The following is a 23,569-nucleotide window of genomic DNA, read 5'->3' as shown; positions in this document are numbered from 1 at the left end:
TCCAAAAAGGTTACCTCACCGACTTCGGGTGTTACAAACTCTCGTGGTGTGACGGGCGGTGTGTACAAGGCCCGGGAACGTATTCACCGCGGCGTGCTGATCCGCGATTACTAGCGATTCCGGCTTCATGCAGGCGAGTTGCAGCCTGCAATCCGAACTGAGAGAAGCTTTAAGAGATTTGCATGACCTCGCGGTCTAGCGACTCGTTGTACTTCCCATTGTAGCACGTGTGTAGCCCAGGTCATAAGGGGCATGATGATTTGACGTCATCCCCACCTTCCTCCGGTTTGTCACCGGCAGTCTCGCTAGAGTGCCCAACTAAATGATGGCAACTAACAATAAGGGTTGCGCTCGTTGCGGGACTTAACCCAACATCTCACGACACGAGCTGACGACAACCATGCACCACCTGTCACTTTGTCCCCGAAGGGAAAGCTCTATCTCTAGAGTGGTCAAAGGATGTCAAGACCTGGTAAGGTTCTTCGCGTTGCTTCGAATTAAACCACATGCTCCACCGCTTGTGCGGGCCCCCGTCAATTCCTTTGAGTTTCAACCTTGCGGTCGTACTCCCCAGGCGGAGTGCTTAATGCGTTTGCTGCAGCACTGAAGAGCGGAAACCCTCCAACACTTAGCACTCATCGTTTACGGCGTGGACTACCAGGGTATCTAATCCTGTTTGCTCCCCACGCTTTCGAGCCTCAGCGTCAGTTACAGACCAGAGAGCCGCCTTCGCCACTGGTGTTCCTCCATATATCTACGCATTTCACCGCTACACATGGAATTCCACTCTCCTCTTCTGCACTCAAGTCTCCCAGTTTCCAATGACCCTCCCCGGTTGAGCCGGGGGCTTTCACATCAGACTTAAGAAACCGCCTGCGCTCGCTTTACGCCCAATAAATCCGGACAACGCTTGCCACCTACGTATTACCGCGGCTGCTGGCACGTAGTTAGCCGTGGCTTTCTGGTTAGATACCGTCAGGGGACGTTCAGTTACTAACGTCCTTGTTCTTCTCTAACAACAGAGTTTTACGATCCGAAAACCTTCTTCACTCACGCGGCGTTGCTCGGTCAGACTTTCGTCCATTGCCGAAGATTCCCTACTGCTGCCTCCCGTAGGAGTCTGGGCCGTGTCTCAGTCCCAGTGTGGCCGATCACCCTCTCAGGTCGGCTATGCATCGTGGCCTTGGTGAGCCGTTACCTCACCAACTAGCTAATGCACCGCGGGTCCATCCATCAGCGACACCCGAAAGCGCCTTTCACTCTTATGCCATGCGGCATAAACTGTTATGCGGTATTAGCACCTGTTTCCAAGTGTTATCCCCCTCTGATGGGTAGGTTACCCACGTGTTACTCACCCGTCCGCCACTCCTCTTTCCAATTGAGTGCAAGCACTCGGGAGGAAAGAAGCGTTCGACTTGCATGTATTAGGCACGCCGCCAGCGTTCGTCCTGAGCCAGGATCAAACTCTCATAATAAAAGTTAGAACAATCTTTCGATTGTTAAGCTCAATTTGTTTGCTAGCATATTGCTTGCTTGTTAAAAATGTTTGTTGTCTTGAATTGAATCAAGACGCCCTACACATTTGGTTCGTCTATTCTTTGTTCAGTTTTCAAAGGTCTACGTTACCTCGCAGCAACTTTTATATCATAACAAACTTTCGTTTGAATGTCAAGAACTTTTTTGAAAAAGTTTTTTAAGTTGTTTTGCTCGGTCGTTGCCGTCTGCTGTGACAACTTCTATATCTTATCATTATCTCAGTTGTTTGTCAACAACTTTTTAAAACTTTTTTGTTATTTTATAACAAGTTTTTTTGATCAAATGATTGATTTAAAAGCAATCTCTTTAACGACTTTGTTATTCTAACATGTTATTTATCTTTTCGTCAAGAAAAATTTTTAACTTTTTAAAACTTTTTTCTTAACGAACTGTTTGTCAGAACAGATATTAATATACCAAGGATTTTTCTAAAACGCAACTATTATTTTGCAGAAAAATAACATTTTTTTCAATTTCGAACGATGAATATTTTCTGCAAAGAAAACATTCGTTTCTTTATCTTATAATCCCTTTTCTCTTACTGAAATGTTCGTTAATCATTCGTAAAAAAAGCAACGTACTTTATTGTACGTTGCTCTCTTCTTTTATTCCAGCGATTGGAATAAAAATTCTAAAGATCGTTCCTTGATGCAATACGCTTTCTGCATCAATACGTCCTTTATAGTTTTCGACTAATTGTTTTGCAATCGATAGTCCTAAGCCATTACCGCCTTTATTTCTTGCACGGGCTTTATCTACTCGATAGAATCGATCAAATATTTTCTCCAAGTCTTCTTCAGTGATTCCTTCACCAAAATCTTGCACAGCTATTTCAAATTCATTCATCGTTCGAGAAATGGAAATATGCACTTCTTTTCGATCTGTTGAATATTTAATCGCATTATCTAATAGAATAATTAGCAATTGTTCAAAGTGATTACGATAGATTTTCAGCTCAACTTCGGTTGGTAAATCGTCATCTAATGTGATATGAAACTCAGGATAAACCAATTGGAAGTTATTAAATACTTGGTAGACTACTTGTTTAGCATCTGTTCGTTCATTTGCATATTGGGTGTCCACTTGTTCAGCGCGTGAAAGGTCAAGCATTTCTTGGACCAAACTCTTCATACGACTAATTTCTTGTAAACTGGCCTTTAATGATTCATCTAAAATTTCAGGATCGTCTTTCCCCCAACGATTTAAAAGGTTTAAATGGCCTTCCATAATCGCAACGGGCGTTCTTAATTCATGGGAAACATCTTCAACAAACTGCTCTTGTTGTTCGATATAGCGTCTCATACGATCTAACATTTCATTAAAGATTTCCGAAATATCTGCTAACTCATCTCTCGTATTAATCTCCGGCATGTGGACATCTGATTGCGGGTCTTTGCGGATTGTATCCATCGTGTCTCTCAATACTTTTAATGGTTTTAAGAAATAAGAAGAGAGGATAAAGCCTAAGACACTACTTACAATCAGAGAAATCACTTCTAAAACTACAAGTGTTAATAATAAATGATTACGAATTTCATAAAAAGAAGAAAGTTCATAAAACGCTTGAATATAGCCAATCTTTTCTCGTGTTTCTTTTGAAAAAATAGGTTCCACGGAATAAAAACCGGTTTTATCAAAAACGGTTCGAACAACAGGTAATTGTCGATCCAATTGTAATAACTTATCATATTCATTTTGTGTTTTAAAAACTAGTTTTTGGTTTGTGTCATACACAGATAAATAAAGTTCTGGTTGTCCTAGTTCAGATATGAAACTGTCCATTTCCATAAACGAACCTTCTACTGCTGTATGCTTATTATAGTAGTTTTCATCTCTTTCACTCGGCGTTTTTAAATAGTCAAAAACGTCTGTTACCGTTAAATTTTCATTGGCATTAGCTAATCGATTTGTTACTTCTGCAATCGTTGCTTCGACATTTTCCTTTTCTTTGGCAACAATAAGACTAACAGAAGACTTATAGGTAATCACCGCAAAAATGGTAAAAACTACAAATATAAAGAAAGAACTTGCGAAAGCCCACTTTATAGTTAAAGATGGGCCTTCCAGTTCTTTTTTAATCGTTCTTTTCATTAATTAGTTCTCACGAACGCATAACGTAGCCAGTTCCACGGACAGTTTGGATGTAGCTTTCTTCTCCAGGTACGTCAATTTTATTTCGCAAGTAGCGGATATATACATCCACAACGTTTGTTTCTACTTCTGTTTCATAGCCCCAAACTTTATTTAGTAACACATCACGTGCCAAGACAACGTTCACGTTTTCCATTAGCGTTAATAGTAATTCGTATTCGCGTTTTGTTAATTCAATCATTTCAGAATTACGACGAACGACACGATTTTCTTTTTCAATTGTTAAGTCACGATATGTAATCGTTGTTTGTTTTGCAACGTTTTTATCGCCCTCAATATCAATACGACGAAGTAACGCACGTAAACGAGCTAACAATTCTTCAATTGCAAATGGTTTAACAATATAATCATCCGCTCCATGGTCTAAGCCAGAAACACGGTCAATTACTGAATCACGCGCAGTCATCATAATAATTGGTGTATTTTTCACTTGGCGAACACGGCGACATACTTCTAATCCATTTAATTCTGGTAACATCAAATCAAGAAGGATAGCATCCCATTCGTTGTTAAGAGCGGCTTCCAATCCTGTACGACCATTGTAGTGTACTTCTGTCGTATACCCCTCATGTTTTAATTCAAGCTCAACGAATCTCGCTAAGTTCTTTTCATCTTCAATAATTAAAATGTTGCTCATTTGATTAATTGTCCTTTCTCTTTAAAAGCTATACTCAAGCTCAACCTTTTTATTCCTTACTACTTATTAGAGAATTACTACTCAATCTGTCTGGTTCTTTTTTAAGCCACAGTAAAACCATGAGCATGGTGAGCCACACTCATGGTCTCCAGCGTGTTTATTCTTCGTTGTACCAGCTGTAATGGTAGATTCCTTCTTTGTCTGTGCGTTCGTACGTATGAGCACCGAAGTAATCACGTTGTGCTTGAATTAAATTCGCTGGTAAGCGATCTGAACGATAAGAATCGTAATAAGCAATTGCAGATGAGAATGTTGGTACAGGAACACCTACTTGAACAGCAATCGCAACAACTTCACGAACGGCTTGTTGATATTTTTTCGTAATTTCTACGAAGTATTCATCTAACAACAAGTTTTCAAGTGCTGGATTTTTTTCATATGCATCGGTAATTTTTTGTAAGAATTGTGCACGGATAATACAACCTGCTCGCCAGATTTTTGCAATTTCACCAAATGGTAAATCCCATCCGTATTCTTCAGAAGCTGCACGGAGTTGTGCAAAACCTTGCGCATAACTCATTAATTTACTAAAGTATAATGCTTCGCGAATTTTTTCAATCAATTCTTTTTTATTGCCTGCAAAGTTAAAGGCTGCAGGTTTTGATAAAATGCCACTTGCTTTTACGCGTTCTTCTTTGTAAGCCGAAATAAAACGTGCAAATACTGATTCTGTAATTAATGGTAATGGTACGCCAAGATCTAACGCACTTTGGCTTGTCCATTTACCTGTTCCTTTGTTGCCTGCTGCATCAAGAATAACATCAACGATTGGTTGGTCGGTTCCTTCATCATCTTTACGTGTCAAAATGTCAGCCGTGATCTCGATAAGGTAACTGTCTAATTCGCCTTCGTTCCATTCTTTGAAAATCTCTGCCATTTCATCAACAGATAAACCTAAGATTTGTTTCATTAAATCGTAGGATTCAGCAATTAATTGCATGTCCCCATATTCAATCCCATTATGAACCATTTTTACATAATGTCCAGCACCATTTGGGCCAATGTAAGTCACACATGGTTCACCGTCTTCTGCTTTAGCTGAAATTTTTTCAAGAATTGGCGCAACTAACTCATACGCTTCTTTTTGTCCGCCAGGCATGATAGATGGTCCTTTCAAGGCTCCTTCTTCTCCGCCAGAAACGCCAGTACCAATAAAGTTAATTCCTGAGTTTGCTAGTTCTTCATTACGTCGCATTGTGTCTTTGAAGAACGTATTACCGCCATCAATTAAGATGTCGCCTTTATCAAGGTGTGGTAACAATTCTTGGATTGTCGCATCTGTTGCAGGTCCAGCTTTAACCATCAACATAATTCGACGAGGTTTTTCAATTGCATTCACAAATTCCTCAATTGAGTATGTTGCTTGAAAGTTTTTGTCAGGATGTTCTTCAACCACTTCTGTTGTTTTTGATCCTGTACGGTTATACAGCGCAACTGTATAGCCTCTGCTTTCAATGTTTAAAGCAAGATTTTTCCCCATGACAGCCATGCCGACTACGCCAAATTGTTGTTTTGTCATTTTATGACCTCCTATATTATAATCAACGAAAATTCTATGAGCATTCTCTTATAATCCTCACTATTATAACGCACTATCTTTCATATGAAAACAATATAGTGCCAATAAATTTCCAATTTCTTCATATTTTCTTAAAAAAATACAAATCCCCTAGGCTCCATGGTTAGCCTAGGGGATTCAACATTTCAAAAAATGTTTTTATGCTTATGCTTCTTTAGACATTACGTCTTTTCCATCGTAGTGACCACATGCTGGACATACGTGATGGCTTTTTTTCATTTCACCACAGTTTGAGCATGCATTTAAGCCTTTGATTGTTAATTTGTAGTGTGTGCGACGTTTTGCTTTTTTCGCTTTAGAAGTTCTTCTAGCTGGTACTGCCATTGTTGTTCCACCTCCTTGTAAAGATGCGTGTATTTACATACACAATATATTCCAACCTAGCTGTTATCTTCCTCTTCAGCATTATCGCTGAGTAATTCTGATAGTTTAGCCAGACGAGGATCCACTGTTTGTTCTGCTGCTTTCTGCTTACTTTCCAAATATGCTTCTTCTGAAATCACTTCCCAGTCATTGCCACTTGGCATTTCTTGACTGTTTTGTTCTTCTTCTGTAAGCACTTGAATTGGAATGGACAATAGAATGTTGTCTTCGACAGATTCATCTAAATCAATTGTTGGCTTGTCCAATAAAATAATCTCTTCAGCTGCAAATCGTTCATCTCTTGTATCCATTTGTTCTTTTGTCATAAAGACTTCATCGACCGTGATTTGCATTGGCAAAGCCACAGGTTCTAAAGAACGGGATGAAGGAACGGTTACAGTTACCTGAATAGTGTAATGAAGTAAATATTCTGATTTATTGACTGCTAATAAGCCTTCTACTTTGATTGGACTTACATCCAACAAGGTATCATCTCGTTGAAGAAGCTCTTCTTTAAGATGCAATGTTTCTGAAAACACTAGCGGCTCTTCTTTGTATTTATTTAATTCTAACAAAGACCACTTCATAATTATCACTCCTAAGCAACAAAAGCTATTATACAGGGGTATGAAAGCTTTGTCAATGAAATTTTCTTGACAGCCCTTTCTTATTTCCTGTTTTTCTTTCGTTTTTTTTATAATTGTTTTTCTGTTGAAGATAACTTAGCGCTTATTTAATTAAATAACAAAATTTTTGTGTGAAATAACATAAATAATTTAAAACTCAGACATAATTTTACTATTTGCGCCCAACTCTTTATTTACTGAATACGTGTTTCTGAACATTTCATACTACTGTCTTCCTTGTAAAAAAAGCTGAGACAAACTGACGAATCGGTTTGTCCCAGCTTTGCGTCCGAGTACATATTGCTTAAAATCAAATGATTGAATTAATTAGACTTAGATAGCTGTTGTTGCTCCGCGGTAAACAATACCACGACGAGGATCAACAGTAATCACTTCGTCATTATTAATTAATGATGTTGCATCTGCAGCACCTACGATAACTGGAATATTTTGTGCAATCGCTACAACAGCTGCATGAGAAGTTAAACCACCTTCTTCAACAACTAATGCTGATGCTTTTTCAATTGCAGGCATGTATTCTTTATCTGTTGTTTTTGTAACTAAAATAGCCCCTTCAGTCGCTTTAGCAACTGCTTCTTCAGCAGTTCCTGCCACAACGGCTTTTGCAATAATTGCTTCTTCGCCGACACCTTGACCTTGAACTAATTTAGAACCGATCATTTGAATTTTCATTAAGTTTGTTGTGCCTTTTTCGCCAACTGGAACACCAGCAGTGATAATGATTAAATCACCTTCTGAAGCATAACCTTCTTCTTGTGATACTTTTGAAGCTAAATTAAACATTTCATCTGTGCTTGATGGTTTGTCAGCAACTGTTGCGTAAACACCCCATGATAATGATAAGCTACGTGCTTTTTGTTCTGAGAACGTAATTGCAACGATATGTGCTTTTGGACGGTATTTAGAGATCATACGTGCTGTATGGCCTGATTCTGTTGCCGCAACGATTGTTTGGATACCCAAGTTACGTGCTGTATGGCCAACAGATTGTCCGATTGCTTCAGTCATATCTGTTTTGCTATATAATTTCAATGCGAATGAATCTTGGTTAACTAATGTTTCTTCTGTACGAACTGCAATACGAGCCATTGTTTGAACAGCTTCTAATGGGTAATCCCCTGCTGCAGTTTCGCCTGATAACATTACTGCATCTGTTCCATCGTAGATTGCGTTTGCTACGTCATTTGCTTCCGCACGTGTTGGACGTGGGTTACGTTGCATTGAATCTAACATTTGTGTTGCAGTGATAACTGGTTTACCTAAAGCATTACATTTTTTAATTAAAGCTTTTTGGACAACTGGAACATCTTCTGTTGGAATTTCAACACCCATGTCACCACGAGCAACCATTAAACCATCAGAAACTTTTAAGATTTCATCGATATTATCGATACCTTCTTGGTTTTCGATTTTAGGAATGATTTGGATGTGTGTTGCGTTTTCTTCTTCTAAAATTTTAGTGATTTCTAAAACGTCAGAAGCACGACGAACGAAGCTAGCTGCGATAAAGTCAATTCCTTGACCAATTCCGAAACGGATATCGTTAGCATCTTTTTCGGTGATCCCTGGTAAGTTTACAGAAACGCCTGGTACGTTAACGCCTTTTTTGTTTTTCAAGACGCCTTCGTTTTTAACAACTGTTACGATTTCGTTTGCATCACGGTCGATATCAGTTACTTCTAAATCAATTAAACCATCATCTAAAAGAATGTGTGAACCTACGTTTACATCATTGATTAATTCTGGATAAGTGATTGAGAATTTTTCATTTGTTCCTAAAACTTCTGTCATAGAAATACGTACTGAGTCACCAATTTTCATTGTGATTGCGCCATTTTCCATGTCATTTGTGCGGATTTCAGGACCTTTTGTATCTAGTAAGATCGCTACGCGTTTCCCTGTAATTTTTACAGCTTCACGAATGTTTTTAATACGAGCACCATGCTCTTCGTAGTCACCATGTGAAAAGTTCAAACGGCAAACATTCATACCTGCATTAATTAAGTTTACTAGCATATCAACGGATTCACTAGCTGGTCCAATCGTACATACGATTTTCGTTTTTTTCATTACTAAAACGCTCCTATTCCAAATTTGTTTATACAAAGCTAATAAGATTAGCTAATATACAAGATTAAAAAGAAATTTCATGATTTAACTCATAAAGAGATAAATCTGGTTTGTGTTTATTGTTTTCTAACGTGTCAATAATATCAGCTGCAACTACTTGGTTATCTAACATACCGATACATAAACCGCCTTTGCCTTCTTTTAGAAGTTCAACAGCATATGACCCAAATTTACTTGCTAATACACGGTCACGAGCACTTGGCGAGCCCCCACGAACCACGTGTCCTAAAATTGATACACGCGTATGGAAATCACCGTATTCAGAAAGTTTATCAGCAAATTCATTTCCGCCCATTACGCCTTCTGCTAAAATGATTAAGCAATGTTTTTTCCCGCGGTCGCGGCCTTCTTGAATACGTTTGGCAACGTTTTTCATATCAAAATCATGTTCAGGAATAATGATTTCATCTGCTCCGCCTGCCACGCCTGACCACAATGCGATATCACCAGCGTTACGTCCCATTACTTCGATAACGAATGTACGAACATGAGAAGTCGCTGTATCACGAATTCGGTCAATTGATTCCAAAACAGTGTTAATCGCTGTATCAAAACCGATTGTGAAATCTGTTCCAGGAATATCATTATCAATCGTTCCAGGAATTCCAACAGCGGGGAAACCACGTTTTGTCAAAGCCATTGCGCCATGATAAGAACCGTCTCCACCAATAACAACTAAGCCTTCAATACCGAATTTTTTCAATTGTTCGATTCCTTTTAATTGCCCTTCTTCAGTAGCAAATTCAGGATAACGAGCAGAGTACAAGAATGTTCCACCACGTTGAATCTTATCGCCAACGTCAGCAACATCTAAACGACGGATGTCGCCTGCGACTAAACCGGCAAATCCATAGTTAATACCGTAAACTTCGATTCCATCAAAAATACTTTTGCGTACGACTGCACGAATTGCAGCGTTCATTCCAGGGGCATCTCCCCCGCTGGTTAAAATACCAATGCGTTTCATTCGCTATTTCACCTCATATAATATACTTTCAACTGCCAAAAGAAACCTTTTCGCAAAAATTGATATACAAAAATATTACGTCATTCATTTTACCATTAAAGAACCAAAATGTCTTGAGTTAAGAAGAAAAAAATGAAAAAAGTTGAAAACAACTAGTATTTTTTACCGTAAATCATTTGAAAATGACGTTTTGCTCACCTAAAACGTAAGCTAATTGTTGCTGACTAGCGCTTGTATGAGCGACCCAATTTTCTTCATTTAATACTATTTTCTTTCCTGTTTTTTCAAAATAGACAATCACTGGAATATGTCCAGCGTGACGACTGAGTACCTCTTTCATTTTCTGAAAAACGTCCGTTTGTTCGACATCTTTTGTAATTCTGATAAAACACGTTTCGTCACTAATTGATGTTTCTACTTGTTGCGCTTTTTCTATTCGTTGAACCAATATTTGCAATTCTTGATTGTACGTACTGCGTTCCACTTTTCCTTCCACATAATAAACTTGCCCTTTCTCGACACTCTGTCTTAACTGGCGAAAAACAGTTGGGAACAACGTTAGTGAAATACTTCCTGTTGTATCATCCCCATCAACAAAGGCCATTTGTTCTCCCTTTTTGGTCCGAATCGTCCGAATGTTTTTGACATAAATCAATAATTTCGTGGGCTGATTTTCAACAAGTTCATGAACAAGTTGCGTTTGCTTGGCTAAGCGTGTTTTTTTGAACTCTTCTGTCGGATGTCCTGATAAATAGACTCCTAAATATTGTTCTTCTTGTTCTAGTCGCTCTTCTAGCGGATAATCGGCAATTTCTTCTTCCTTTGGCTTCAACGTTTCTAACAAATCCATACTACCACCGCTGAGAAGAATACTTTGGATATTACTCTCTAAACCTACCGCTAATTGACGGCGATTAGGCGCAATTTCGTCAAATGCACCGATGGCAATCAATGGTTCGATATTTTCAACTTTCAACCACTTACGGTCAATTCGCAAAAGAAACTCATCGAACGTTTTGTACGGTCCATTTTCTCGGCGTTCATTTAAAATATTTTGAATGAAGTCTCGGCGGATTCCTTTTAAAGAACTAAAACCAAATAAAATTTGCTGTTGCTGATTTAGGTAAAAGCTGTAGTGACTTTGGTTAATTGACGGCTGCAAAATCGTCTGCTTGTTTTTTCTAGCTTCGCCAATATATTCTTTAATTTTTGTTGGATTATGACGAACAGAATGCAACAACGCGACATAAAAAGCACTCGGATAATGAACCTTCAAGTAAGCCATTTGAAAACCAATAAAGGAATAGGCAAATGCATGCGAGCGGTTAAAGCCATAATTAGCAAAGCGCTCAATATAATCGTACACTTGGTTAGCTGTTTCTTGGGGATAGCCTTGTTGTAACGCGCCATTAACAAAATGATTCCGTTCTTCATCTAGCACATCTTTTTTCTTTTTACTAATGGCCCGACGTAAAATGTCAGCTTGCCCTAAAGAGAAGCCAGCCATTTTCGCAGCAACTTGCATAATCTGCTCTTGGTAAACAATAATTCCGTACGTATTTTCCAAAATGGGGGCGAGACTAGGCTCTGGATAACTAATTTGTTCCAAGCCTTTTTTCCGGCGGATGAAAACATCAATATTTTGCATCGGACCAGGACGATACAGGGCATTGACAGCAGCAATATCTTCAATGCTAGTTGGCCCTAATTTTCTTAATACATTCCGAATTCCAGCAGATTCAAACTGGAAAACACCACTTGTTTCCCCTTTTCTAAATAAAGCCAGCGTTGTTTCGTCATCTAATGGAATCTGATTTAAACGAATGGTTTGATTATAGACGCGTTTAACAGCTGTGAGGGTATCATCAATGATGGATAAATTTCTTAAGCCCAAGAAATCCATTTTCAGAAGACCAATTTTTTCAACATCATTCATAGTAAATTGGGTCAATAAAATTTCATTCGATCCTGGTTGTAACGGAACCAAATTCAAAAGATTTTCATCACTAATTACCACACCTGCTGCGTGCGTAGAAACATGGCGAGGCAATCCTTCTAGCTGAACAGCTGTTTTATAGAGCAATTGATTATTTGGTGAAAAATTGACCAATTCTTGCATCCGTTTTGACTCTTGGTATGCTTCTTCTAACGTAATTTTCAGCTTGTTGGGGACAGCTGCCGACCAACGATTCGCTTCACTCTGGGACAATCCGAAAACACGTGCAACGTCCCGTAAAACCATTTTCGCAGCCATCGTACCAAACGTGGCAATTTGCGCCATGTGATAATGACCATATTTTTGACTGACATAAGCTAAAACTTCCTCCCGCCGATTATCAGGAATATCTAAATCAATATCGGGCATCGTGTAGCGTTCTGGATTCAAAAAACGTTCAAAAAGCAAATCATATTTGATTGGATCTACATCTGTAATTGATAGCACATAGGACACTAAAGAGCCCGCAGCTGAACCTCGGCCAGCGCCTGTAACAATTTGATTGTTATGACAGAAGTCCATCACATCCCAAACGATTAAAAAGTAATCATCAAAGCCCATATTGTGAATGATGGTTAACTCTTTTTCTAATCGTTTTTGGTAAACTTCATTTAGATGAGGCACTCTTTCTGGTAATTTTTCTAAACACAATGTGCGTAAATAAGAACCAGCCGTTTGATTATCAGGCACAGGAAAATGCGGTAATAATTTTTGATGTAAAGGAATGTCAACTCGGCAATTTTCAGCTAGCTGAATCGTATTCTGGACCACTTCTGCACCAGCTATTTGAAGCATTTGTTCCATCGTCGTCTCTACTTCACGCAAGTAATTCAGACCTTCTATTTCCGGTGTTTGGCTTGTAATATTCAATTGATTATTTTCTTTGATGCTCTCAAGAACAGTTACGGCAAAGCCTTCTTCCCTTGTTAAATGACGTACCTCTTGCAAAGCCACGCCAGGTAATTGTTCTCTTTGGTAAAAAGAAAAGAGCGCTGGATTGCGTTGTTGATTCATTGAAAAAGAATGTTCAACAAATAACGACTGGGGATCAAAATATGAAGCAAGTTGTTGGAAAGCGTGAACCGCTTGTTGTTCATCTTCAAAAAATGTTTGGGCGACTTCTCCTTTAGCTGACAAAGTCACGGCAAATAAATCACTTAATAAGGATTGATGTTCTGCTAAGTAAAAGGGACCCTCTGTCGTCATTTTGCTGCTAGATAGTTGCATTAATTGCTGATACCCTTTTAAATTTTTAGCAAATAAAAGTAACTCGGAATGCCCTTCTTTTTCTGCTGGGGTATATTCTAATCTTAAACCGATAATTGGTTGAATTCCCGCTTCTTGGCATGCTTCATAAAATTCAACCGCCCCATGTAAGACATTGATATCGGTAATCGCTAATGTTTGATAACCTAACGCTTTCGCTTGTTTTACATAGGAACGAATCCTAACCGTACTAGATAAAAGCGAATAGGAAGTAACGGTATGTAATTGTGGAAATGACATTGGACAGCTCCTTTTTGAATCCTTGCTATTTTTTCCTCTTCTCTTATTTTCCTATCGCGGATTCTTTACTTTTAAAGAAAATATGCTAAACTAAGAGCTAGAAAAGAGGTGCTCATATGCGTTATCTTGTTGTATTTTTCTGGACCTTCGCATTAGGCCAAGTCGTTGGATATATCGGCGGTGCATTATCTGGTGGTTCATACGACTTTAAAATGACAACGATTCTATCGTTGGCAACAGCCGTTATTATTTTATTAATTGCACACTTTGCAGTACCGAAAGAAACCAAACCTGTTAAATAAGAAAAAACCAGTTACTAAAGTTATTGTAACTGGTTTTTTTATCTTTTCAACTGTTTAGAGCTTTTTATTTAAAACTTTTCGGAAATTAAAGAAGGACAGCCCAATGTTTCCTAAAACGAAACAAGCGGTTACCAGAAAAACAGAAGAATAGCCAAAACCATGGGCAACTGTCGACCCTACCATCGGTCCTAAAACTTGACCGAAATTACTACACATCTGATTGTAACTATAAACTCTACTTACGCCCTCTGTTGGCGTTATTTTACTAATTAACGTATTGATTGATGGCATTAAAGCACCTGTTGAAAAACCTAAAAGGAATCGTAAAACACCTAACTGAAAAGGTGTTTGCACAAACGCCATGGGAATGTAACAAATAAAAGAAAGAATTAATCCGCCTAATAAAACTTTTTGGTTCCCAATGCGGTCCCCAATTTTTCCCAAAGTTGGAGAAGAAATAATTGCTGAAACGCCGGCAATCGAAACAATCAAACCACTAACAAATAATACATTCTCTGTATCGCCACTTAAAGATCGAATATATAGCGTTAAGATTGGGCTGATACTTGTAATTCCTAATTGTAAAATTAACGTAGTCACAAACAAACCAATCAATACTGAAACATGATCCATCTTACTAAAAATTTCTTTCGTCGTTAATAAATCCTTTTTCTCAACTGGTTGAAAATCTTCTTTAACTAAAAAGATAGTCAACAACGTTGTAATGAATAAAATAACGCCGGTAATAATAAAGACATTTTCCATTCCAAACCACTGTGCCAACGCACCGCCAATCAATGGCGCAATTAACGTCCCGGCAATAGCACCTGTTGATAATGTCCCTAGAGCCCAGCCATTTTTCTCTTTTGGCGCCTGCGATGCAATCATCGCTGTTGCGTTAGGAATATAGCCGGATAAAATCCCGTTCATAAAACGCATAATCAACAGCCAGTATACATTAGGGACAAATGCTAACGCCCCCATTGTGATCGTCATTCCTGCTGCAGCCCGAATCATCATAATTTTCCGACCTTTTCGATCAGCTAAATTTCCCCAAATCGGTGCAACAATCGCAGCAGCAAACGCCGTGACAGAAATTGCCAATCCAGAAAACAACTCTACTTGACTCTTAGGCGTCCCTAATTGTTCAACATATACTGGAATAAACGGCATAACTAAGCTAATACTCGCCCCTGTAAAAAAGCAACCAATCCATGCGACTAATAAATTCTGCTTCCATTTTATTTTCATACTTTTATCCACCTTATCACCTCTTCACCTACCACTATACTCTAAAAGAGTGAATCTCTCAAAAGAAAATTCTTTTAAAAGAAGTCTGGCAGACCGGTCAAAACGACCAATCTGCCAGACTTCTTAACACTTGGGCTTAAGATAAATAGCTGAATAAATGCAACACCTTCAAAGCTAACCGCTGTTATCTCAGCCTCACTTCTATTTACTATAAAATAGCTAAGATTACAAAGTTTAAGATAAACAACGCATCAATGATCCAAATAATTGGTGAAACTTCTTTGGCTTTTCCTTTGACTACTTTCACCACTGCATAAAAGATGAACCCAGCAGCAATCCCATAAGAGATGCTATAACATAATCCCATGAAAATTGAAGCAAAAAATGCTGGAATCGCATCTTCTAAATCCGTCCAATTGATGTCTTTGACCGATAGATGTTGCAATAGCATCTGCAAATAGAGCTTTGTCCATTTTAGTGCTGAAGCCCTTACTATCTTCTAAAGCTAATTCATCTTCTTTAGAGAAAATTCCTGTTCGACGTCCCGTACCGATAAATGTTCCAATTGTATCAAACGTATCTGATAAACTGAAGGCAATAATGGTCATTAAAACTTGAGGAATTTTTGAAGAATCGCTAAACAATGACTGTAAGCCCTCAGCACCAAAAGCAGCGCCAAAAGTTGTACCTAATTCTTTAAATGAATTGCCCAACGAATTAGCATGCCAATCAACCGAAGCAGTGTCTACCACCCCCATTGGAATTGCGACTAACGTAGTAACCACAATGCCAATTAAAATAGCCCCACGAACATTGGTGACAACTAAAATCGTTGTTAAAACTAACCCAATTACCGCCAAAATAATAGCTGGATTATCAAAATTTCCTAAAGCGGGCACGATACTCGAACCATTCACAACACCATTTTGAGGTTCTGCTTGTACTGTGAAACTTAGTAAGCCAGCATTTTTCAACCCTACATAAGCGACAAAAATTCCAATCCCACCACCAATAGCATGTTGTAAACTCTCTGGAATTGCTTTAATAATCATTTTGCGAATTTTTGTCACTGTAATCAAAATATTAATCAAACCACAAATAAAAACCATTGCTAATGCTTGTTGCCAAGTATACCCCATCCCAAAAACGACCGTAAACGTGAAGAAAGCATTGAGTCCCATTCCCGGTGCTTGAGCGTAAGGTACATTAGCAAACAGCCCCATAATTAATGTACCGATGATTGAAGCAATAATGGTCGCTAAAAAAACAGCCTGAAAAGGCATCCCTGTTTCTGAAAGAATGGACGGATTAACAAATAAAATATAACTCATTGCAAAAAAGGTCGTAACCCCCGCCATTATTTCAGTTGATACCGTTGTCTTGTTTTCCTTTAATTTGAAAAACGTATTCATAATTGCACTTCTCTCCCTTAAAATCCATGTTTTCGAATAATTACTCTTTGATTATAAGAGAATCGCTATCTTTTTACAACAAAATATTAACTATTATATATGCTTTTCTATATAATGTTCGTTTTTTGCAGATATAAAAAAAGAAAAAGCTTTACATTGCTTCTTCTTTTCCTAATAATTGGATTAGCCCAAACAACAGCATCTGTAGAAACATCATTAATAAAATAAACATTAATTTTTGAAGGGACCAGTCAAAAAAGATAATTTTCACTGTTTCAATTGGACTCATAAAAAGATAGACACTGTGTAATCGATCAAAACGTCCAACATAAATCGCCAAAGCAGACAAGAAATGAAGGCTGGCTTGAAAGACTACAATTGTTCTATAGTCACAATAACTTTGCAATTTCTGACTAACAGTTGTTACTGTTTTCATCCCTAAAAGTCCATATATAACAATCCCGCTAGTTAAGCAAACAAACGCCCACCAATCACCAATTTGGTTTGCAAAAATCGTATTAAAGCCTCGATAAATAGATAGCGTTTCTAAATGAAAAAAATCCGTAAATAGGTACGGCGCATTAGGATAAAAAATTAACCAAGCAAAACCTATCAACCAATCCCTTTTACGTTTTTCTGCGTTTAAAAGATAACTAAGTTCAATTGGAATATAGGCTAACAACACGTTCAACGCCATAAAATGAAAATGCGTAGCAAATAACCACATATAGATACAATAGATTAAGGTGATCACTCGTAAATAATTTCTAGAATTTTTCAAGATGCTCTGCGCTCCTTTTTCAAACGGTTTATTTTAGTGTAGCATACTTCTTAAGCTTTTTTTTAAACCTTATAAATGAACATGCTTCTCCCCTTGATAATCTTCGGTTTTATGCTAGACTGAGAAAAAGGCATTTAGGAGGAATTTTTACTTGAAAAAATTAATTGCTATTGATTTAGACGGCACAACATTAAATGCGCAGTCTTTAATCAGTCCAAAAACCGAACAAACACTAAAAAAAGCGATTGACAACGGTCATTACGTCAGTATTGCCACTGGACGTCCCTATAGAATGAGTCATCAATTTTACCAACAACTTGGCCTAACGACCCCTATGGTTAACTTTAACGGTGCTTTAGTCCACATTCCAGAGAAAAAATGGGACTTGGAAAGCGAAGCCAATATTGAGCGTGACCTAGTCTTTGACATTTTGGCACAGAAAAAAGAATTACAATTAGATTTTGTTGCTGCTGAAAACAAAGAAACATTTTATATCGATACGTTAGATGGGTTCGATCCGAAATTTTTTGCTTCCAAAGCAACCTTAGATAATTTACTTACTGCTAAAAATTTACGAACAAATCCTACCTCAATGATGGTTCGGACCACGCCAAACCAAGCTGAAAAAGTTGCTGATACATTGACAAAACAATATGGTGATTATATTGATGTCCGCACTTGGGGCGGTCCAATGCCTATTTTAGAAATGGTCGCAAAAGGAATTCAAAAAGCCCATGGTGTTGATCAAGTGGCGAACTTTTTATCTGTCAAACCAGCTGATATCATTGCTTTTGGCGATGAACATAATGACGAAGAAATGTTAAGTTATGCTGGTTGGGGTGTTGCTATGAACAATGCCACGGATAAAATTAAATCCGTAGCCAACGATGTCACTGAAAAAACAAATGATCAAGATGGTTTAGCAGATTACTTAGAAAATTATTTAGATCTATAAAAGGCTAAAATAAAAGTATTTCTTTAAAAAGAACTCACTTTGGTTTAGCTGATAATCTTAAGATTACGAAAGTAGGGCATAAGTCGAAACGACTTATGCCCTACTTTCGTTTTTTTTATTCCTTCAATGAATTTTGAAACGTGCTGATTTTTTCAGCCAATCTTTGATAAGTCGTAAAAGACGGATGCTGTAGCTCTTGTTCTTCGTTAACGGATAAAGTTTGTTGTGTCGTAATGGCCTTTGTTAGTGTATCTACAAAATGAATAAAAGAATTGTTGGTTTGTTTATTATATCCTGGTGAATAATATTTCGATTGACGATAAAAAGGCCGCAGGGCTGTTTCTGTGATTTTTTCCTGTTCATCTGAAAAGTATTCATCATAGCTGACATGTTTTATTTTCTGCTCTTCTGTTATCACTTGAAGTCGACCGATTAGGCCATTGCCTAAATCTTCTGCGTAACCGATATACGTTTCTTTCGATGGCTCTTTTAGCCAAGTGTCCATCTCTGCTGCTAAAGGCATTAAACCTTCACGCGCAGAAGTTGATGAACCACGTACAGTATAAAAATTACCTGTGACACGATTTTCGTCACGCATTTGTTTTTCTACATAAGTAATACCATTAACAACGGTGACTAACGTATCGTCTGTGCGCGTGTTGCTTGCTTGAAATTCAGGATAATCCGACAGGCGTTTGTTGACACCCGAATAGCGTGTATCATAATAAGGATCACTAGCAAACTCTGTAAACTCAACATTCAGAATCCTTTGCGTTTCAGGTTCCGTAATAATCTCTACAATGCCGTAATTTCCGCCAGTAAATACACCTTCATTTTTATAATAGTTACCCGTCATTAATCCCAAAGGCGGTTGATTGGACCAAAACATTTTTTCCTTTTTTTCTTCTGGTGTATATTTTGCTGGTGGGGTTGTCCCAAATGTCGTTTGTGTGGCCCCTGTAACCACTTCGTAAGTGTATTCATGAGAATCAAAAGTCAATTGATTAGCAATCAGTTCGTCATTTTTAGTCGGCGCTTGTTTTTCCACCGCAGAAGTCGTTTGATTGGTGACGGTAACTTGCTTCACTTGCTTTGTCTCTTGCGGACCACTTGTTGTTTGTTTCGTTGGCTCTTGATCTGGCGCACAACCAACCAAAATAAATAATCCGATAAAAACCAACATTCCTTTAATATGTTTCATTCACTTCTCTCCTTTTTATAAACGCTTAATTTCCTCTTATCTCCAGTGTAGCAAACATTTATAAACCAAAACTGACGGAAAAATGAATAAATAATAAACAAAAACGCTAAGTCTCCTGCAGCTTAAGAGACTTAGCGTTTTTTTATTTAATTGCTTGGCGCTTTTGGCGCAACCACTCTTCTTTAATGTGTTCAGATAGGCGAATCATTCGTTTACCAACTTCACTATATTGGTTAGTAGCTAAATTGGCTAAAGAAATTCGAACTGACCATTTGTCACTCCCGAAAGCATCCGCTTTTAAAAGCATTAATTTTTCTTTTTCTGCTAAAGAGGTTAATACTTTTGTGATCGTCCACGATTTCGTTAAATAACTTGAAAATTCTGGGCCATAACGTTTTTCTGTCCAATCTCTAAAGTTAATTTCACAATAGTATGCTGTATTTAAACTTGCTAAAGGCTCTTCAATGCCTAAGGTGCGGAACAAGAGCTTTTCACGCGTATGACAAATATCCATCACTTCGTCTTTATATGCTTGACCGTCTTTTAACAAAGCATACAAACTAAATAAAGCCATCATTGCTTGCTGAATAGAAGAAAGTCCCGCTGCATGGTTCAACGCAATATCGCGGCTGTCTGCGACTAAGCGGCTGATAAAGTTAATTTGGCTTGTGTCTGCATTCAATGTAGCATAACGTGCCTGTAATTCCATTTTTCGAGCCACTGGCAATTCTTTTAATAATTGATCAAAGATGTTCTCTTGACTGACCGCAATAGTCCCCACACGCCAACCGGTAGCGCCAAAGTATTTAGAATAAGAATAGATACAGGCTGTATTGTAAGGTAACTCCGTAAATAGTGAACGGAAAGCTGGCACAAAGGTTCCGTAAACGTCATCTGTTAAAATCATTAACTTAGGGTTATCCACTGCAACGATTTGTTTGATTTGTTCAATGGTAGGTTTTCCCATAGCATTAGCAGTTGGATTGCTGGGATTTACGACAAAAACCGCTTTGATGGACGGGTCTTTTAGTTTATCAATTTCCTTGTTTGAGTATTGATACGTCGTTTTTCCATCAATGATCATTTGCTCTGCTTTGATTTTAACCACGTCAAAATCATAACGTGGTAGTTCTGGAATTTCTAGATAAGGAGCAAACGTTGGTAATAACAACGCAATACGATCACCTTTTTCTAGTAAATAATTATTTGCCAACGTATCAAACAAGTAACAAATCCCTGCTGTACCACCTTCAACGGAAAAAATATCAAACGGTTGTGCTTCGCTGGAAAATAATTCTTGATTTAAATATGCTTTAATCGGTTGTTCACACGCCTTCAAGCAACGAACAGGATTCGGATAATTATCCCCAATCACATAGTCTAACATGGCATCTAACCACATTTCCTTATCCATCCCAAAATAGTTATGCTCTGCTGTCCAAATTTCTTGTAAGAAGGTTGCCCCTTTGCTAGGATTTTCTGCTAAAAAGTTTAAGAAGCGTTGCGTTCTACCAAAACTTGGCTGAATCATACCAGCCGTTTGTTCGCTCCCCTCTCTTAACGTTTCTTTTGTAGCAAATTGACCTAATAAAAAAAAGGCTTCCCTTGGTGTTGGCGCCGTCCAATTAGGATTGCCTCGCCCTGCATTTAACAATGTTTCTAAATTATGATTTTCTTCATGTAATTTCTTCTCTAAAAATAGACTTAATTCAAACGGACTAAGATTTTCTGTCAATTCATCACTTGTTATCATTTTATCCTCCTGAAGCACACGCGGTCATTTAGTATTTAGTATGTAGTCTATACTACTCTTCTACCTCCAGATGTCAACCATTTAAGCGGAATATTCTGACAATTAATAAAAAAGAAGCAATCCTTTATAAAAAATAAAGGATTGCTTCTTTTTTGATGATTAACCAAAGAACCGTTGCATCTCAATTTTTGCTGATTGAACAGAATCAGAAGCATGGATTAAATTTTTGGTGACAGACAACCCATAATCCGCTCGTAAGGTGCCACTTTCAGCATCTAACGGATTCGTTGCTCCAACTAATTTACGCACTTTTTTAACCACATTGTCCCCTACAACGACCATCACAACAACTGGGCCACTTGTCATATAGGCTAATAATTCAGGGAAAAATAGTTCATCTTTTAAATGCTCATAGTGTTCCTTCACTGTTTCTACTGTTAGTCGTTCGAATTTAAGGTGCAATAAGTCAATACCTTTATCTTCAAAACGTTGAATGATTTTGCCAACTAACTTTCGTTCAACGCCATCTGGCTTAATAATTACTAAACTTGTTTCCTTCATTTTTTCTTCCATCCCTTTCAAAACTTCCTTTTGCCCTTTCCCAAGGGGTAGCTACAGAATAAAATGAAAGCGGATACTTTGTCAATGATAAATCTTCTTTTCCTTTTGATTAAATAAAAAATTAAAGATTATTCACAAGGTTTGTGAATTGTTCTTTCAGTTCTGTATTACTTGTTTCTTTTAAAAACAAATAAGGTTGCTCTTCTACTGGCTGTTCTTTACTCACATAAACTTTGGCTTCACCATTCACTAAAGTAAATAAATAGACATGCTTCTGGGCAACTTGTGTCGCACTGTCAGAGTATACTGCCACCAGACAATAACCGCCTTCGCTACCTGTTTCTGACCAATTTAACCAAATGGGATTGTTCCCAATAGCTGGTTGTATTTTAGGTTCATAACTCAATAAATCATCAGGCACTTGAATCGTGTAAAAAGCTACAGAGTGACCTGGTTGGTATGCTTGATAGTTCTGATTGCGTTCTTGACCCCAGGTTTCCATGTATTGTCCTAACTGTTTTGCTTTTTGCTGATTCCAAATCGTCCCTTCTTCTGTAACTAATTCAGTTAATTCTTGTGTTTGCGTTGTTTGCTCTAATTCCAACGACGTGGTTTGACTAACTTCGGTTGCTGAAATCGCTCTTGTTTCTTCAGTATTTACATTGTTTGTTTGTACGGTTTGTACTTTCTGTGATTCCTCTTTCGATTTTTGCCAACCACAGCCAGATAAAACGCTTCCAACAACTGCTATCATAATAATCCCGTTTAGTTTCATTCCTTAAACTCCTGTTTTTATTTTTATTCTATCGAAATAAACCTAAAATCTCAATCCCTTTCTTTGGATAGTTGAAAACCATTTGGGAACTAGTAATTCTCCACAATTATAGTCCTCTAGTAATTGTTGGTATTGCTGTTCCATAGTCCTGATTTCTTTTTCACCAAAGCTCAGTGCCCAAACTAAAGAATAAAGTCCTGCGTGAAAAGTATAAAGCTTTTGAAACTGCCAAAATAAGGTAGGAACTTTCCTAGCAAAATAACCTTGTAATTGACCATAAGCAAACAATGGCGAAACATTTCTTGAAAAAAATTGTAACTTGTAAAATTCTTCATAAGGATCCCCAAAATCCCATCGATTAAAATCAATCACACCGACCTGCCTAGTTGGCAAGTAAATAAAATTTCCTACATGAAAATCTCCATGCTGATAAACCACAGGCCGTTGTTGCAATAACGGTAATTGTTTTTCTAAATATGAAATTATTGGCTGCTGGTACGGCATACAAAATTGAGATTCCTTATACTTATTTAGTTGGCTCTGCTTTTTTTCGTATAAATTTTGCGCAATCTCTCTTTGACTAATCCTTTCAGGCAACAAAAGCTTATGGATTTTGTTTAAATAGCGGCCTGCCTCTATGCCTAAGTTCAGTTGTCTTTTAGGAGAAAGAGCGGGTAAAACATCGCTTAAGTCTTCACCTTCTAGATACGTTAATAACATGTATCCTTGTTCACTTTCAGGAATAGGTGCACATAAAAAAGGTTTAGAACTGGGAAATCCTAACGCCGCAACTTTTTTGATAAATTGATATTCTTGTTGTTTGGCTAATAACTCTTCTTGTTGAAAAATTCGTAATAAAAAGGTTTCTTGATTTTTGGTAACTTTAAACTTTAAATCAGTTGACCAACCACGGTGAATAGCTTCGACTTTTTGCCATTGCTGAAACGCTGGAATCTTCTCAAACGCCCTCATTACTTTCGCCTCCATTTCCCTATTGGTTTTAGTA

Annotated in this window: 17 protein-coding genes, 1 rRNA gene and 1 pseudogene (1 of these 19 only partly in view); 2 read left to right on the top strand and 17 right to left on the bottom strand. The window is 37.8% G+C overall.

Going from position 1 to position 23,569, the window contains the following annotated elements; genetic code table 11:
* The 9 genes from IGI63_RS13820 to dnaE all read right to left on the bottom strand — a co-directional run.
* Positions 1 to 1,475: ribosomal RNA gene (locus IGI63_RS13820) — 16S ribosomal RNA — on the bottom strand; it reaches 86 nt to the left of the window's first position.
* 643 nt (positions 1,476 to 2,118) lie between these two features.
* A complete protein-coding gene (locus tag IGI63_RS13815; RefSeq protein WP_002363430.1) occupies positions 2,119 to 3,627 on the bottom strand; it encodes a HAMP domain-containing sensor histidine kinase in 1,509 nt (502 codons plus the stop codon).
* A gap of 10 nt (positions 3,628 to 3,637) precedes the next feature.
* Positions 3,638 to 4,324, bottom strand: a complete 687-nt coding sequence (locus IGI63_RS13810) for a response regulator transcription factor (protein WP_002355954.1) — start codon at positions 4,322 to 4,324, stop codon at positions 3,638 to 3,640.
* A gap of 157 nt (positions 4,325 to 4,481) precedes the next feature.
* Positions 4,482 to 5,903, bottom strand: coding sequence for an NADP-dependent phosphogluconate dehydrogenase (gndA, locus tag IGI63_RS13805; protein WP_429975963.1), 1,422 nt, complete (start codon positions 5,901 to 5,903; stop codon positions 4,482 to 4,484).
* A 204-nt stretch (positions 5,904 to 6,107) separates the two neighbouring features.
* Positions 6,108 to 6,287 (bottom strand): 50S ribosomal protein L32, encoded by a 180-nt coding sequence (gene rpmF, locus IGI63_RS13800; RefSeq protein WP_002355952.1) that lies wholly within the window; start codon positions 6,285 to 6,287, stop codon positions 6,108 to 6,110.
* Positions 6,288 to 6,343: 56 nt separating this feature from the next.
* Positions 6,344 to 6,913, bottom strand: coding sequence for a YceD family protein (locus tag IGI63_RS13795; RefSeq protein ID WP_002363429.1), 570 nt, complete (start codon positions 6,911 to 6,913; stop codon positions 6,344 to 6,346).
* A 372-nt stretch (positions 6,914 to 7,285) separates the two neighbouring features.
* Positions 7,286 to 9,043, bottom strand: coding sequence for a pyruvate kinase (gene pyk, locus IGI63_RS13790; protein ID WP_002355949.1), 1,758 nt, complete (start codon positions 9,041 to 9,043; stop codon positions 7,286 to 7,288).
* A 64-nt stretch (positions 9,044 to 9,107) separates the two neighbouring features.
* Positions 9,108 to 10,070, bottom strand: a complete 963-nt coding sequence (pfkA, locus tag IGI63_RS13785; RefSeq protein ID WP_002355947.1) for a 6-phosphofructokinase — start codon at positions 10,068 to 10,070, stop codon at positions 9,108 to 9,110.
* 172 nt (positions 10,071 to 10,242) lie between these two features.
* Positions 10,243 to 13,572, bottom strand: a complete 3,330-nt coding sequence (gene dnaE / locus IGI63_RS13780) for a DNA polymerase III subunit alpha (protein WP_429975962.1) — start codon at positions 13,570 to 13,572, stop codon at positions 10,243 to 10,245.
* A gap of 116 nt (positions 13,573 to 13,688) precedes the next feature.
* Between dnaE and IGI63_RS13775 the strand changes: the two genes are divergently transcribed.
* Complete coding sequence (locus tag IGI63_RS13775) at positions 13,689 to 13,874, top strand: YjzD family protein (RefSeq protein WP_002355945.1); 186 nt, start codon at positions 13,689 to 13,691, stop codon at positions 13,872 to 13,874.
* Between the two features lie 54 nt (positions 13,875 to 13,928).
* Here IGI63_RS13775 and IGI63_RS13770 read toward each other — a convergent pair whose 3' ends face one another.
* From IGI63_RS13770 to IGI63_RS13760, 3 genes and pseudogenes are all read right to left on the bottom strand, one after another.
* The gene (locus IGI63_RS13770) at positions 13,929 to 15,125 is read right to left on the bottom strand and encodes a multidrug efflux MFS transporter (RefSeq protein WP_429975961.1); all 1,197 of its coding nucleotides are present in this window, start codon (positions 15,123 to 15,125) and stop codon (positions 13,929 to 13,931) included.
* Positions 15,126 to 15,333: 208 nt separating this feature from the next.
* A pseudogene (locus IGI63_RS13765) lies at positions 15,334 to 16,537 on the bottom strand (NCS2 family permease).
* Positions 16,538 to 16,688: 151 nt separating this feature from the next.
* Positions 16,689 to 17,264 carry a DUF1361 domain-containing protein gene (locus tag IGI63_RS13760; protein WP_002386206.1) on the bottom strand — a complete coding sequence of 192 codons (576 nt, stop codon included), beginning with the start codon at positions 17,262 to 17,264 and terminating at the stop codon, positions 16,689 to 16,691.
* Positions 17,265 to 17,469: 205 nt separating this feature from the next.
* On the opposite strand from IGI63_RS13760, the gene IGI63_RS13755 reads away from it, so the two are divergent.
* Positions 17,470 to 18,273, top strand: coding sequence for a Cof-type HAD-IIB family hydrolase (locus tag IGI63_RS13755; protein ID WP_002355941.1), 804 nt, complete (start codon positions 17,470 to 17,472; stop codon positions 18,271 to 18,273).
* A gap of 115 nt (positions 18,274 to 18,388) precedes the next feature.
* On the opposite strand, the gene IGI63_RS13750 is transcribed toward IGI63_RS13755, so the two are convergent.
* The 5 genes from IGI63_RS13750 to IGI63_RS13730 all read right to left on the bottom strand — a co-directional run bounded on the left by IGI63_RS13750 (position 18,389) and on the right by IGI63_RS13730 (position 23,550).
* Positions 18,389 to 19,474: a hypothetical protein gene (locus IGI63_RS13750; protein ID WP_429975960.1), complete on the bottom strand. Its 1,086-nt coding sequence runs from the start codon at positions 19,472 to 19,474 to the stop codon at positions 18,389 to 18,391.
* A gap of 142 nt (positions 19,475 to 19,616) precedes the next feature.
* Positions 19,617 to 21,227, bottom strand: coding sequence for an aspartate 4-decarboxylase (gene aspD, locus IGI63_RS13745; RefSeq protein ID WP_429975959.1), 1,611 nt, complete (start codon positions 21,225 to 21,227; stop codon positions 19,617 to 19,619).
* Positions 21,228 to 21,386: 159 nt separating this feature from the next.
* The gene (gene ndk, locus IGI63_RS13740) at positions 21,387 to 21,800 is read right to left on the bottom strand and encodes a nucleoside-diphosphate kinase (RefSeq protein WP_002383435.1); all 414 of its coding nucleotides are present in this window, start codon (positions 21,798 to 21,800) and stop codon (positions 21,387 to 21,389) included.
* 109 nt (positions 21,801 to 21,909) lie between these two features.
* Positions 21,910 to 22,563, bottom strand: a complete 654-nt coding sequence (locus IGI63_RS13735; RefSeq protein WP_429975958.1) for a DUF4767 domain-containing protein — start codon at positions 22,561 to 22,563, stop codon at positions 21,910 to 21,912.
* Positions 22,564 to 22,605: 42 nt separating this feature from the next.
* The gene (locus IGI63_RS13730) at positions 22,606 to 23,550 is read right to left on the bottom strand and encodes an aminoglycoside phosphotransferase family protein (RefSeq protein ID WP_429975957.1); all 945 of its coding nucleotides are present in this window, start codon (positions 23,548 to 23,550) and stop codon (positions 22,606 to 22,608) included.
* Between the last annotated feature and the right edge of the window lie 19 nt (positions 23,551 to 23,569).

Source organism: Enterococcus sp. DIV0086 (assembly GCF_050498705.1).
Classification (GTDB): domain Bacteria; phylum Bacillota; class Bacilli; order Lactobacillales; family Enterococcaceae; genus Enterococcus; species Enterococcus faecalis.
Note: the sequence above shows the minus strand (reverse complement) of the source record. Positions and strands in the feature narration are given on the sequence as shown.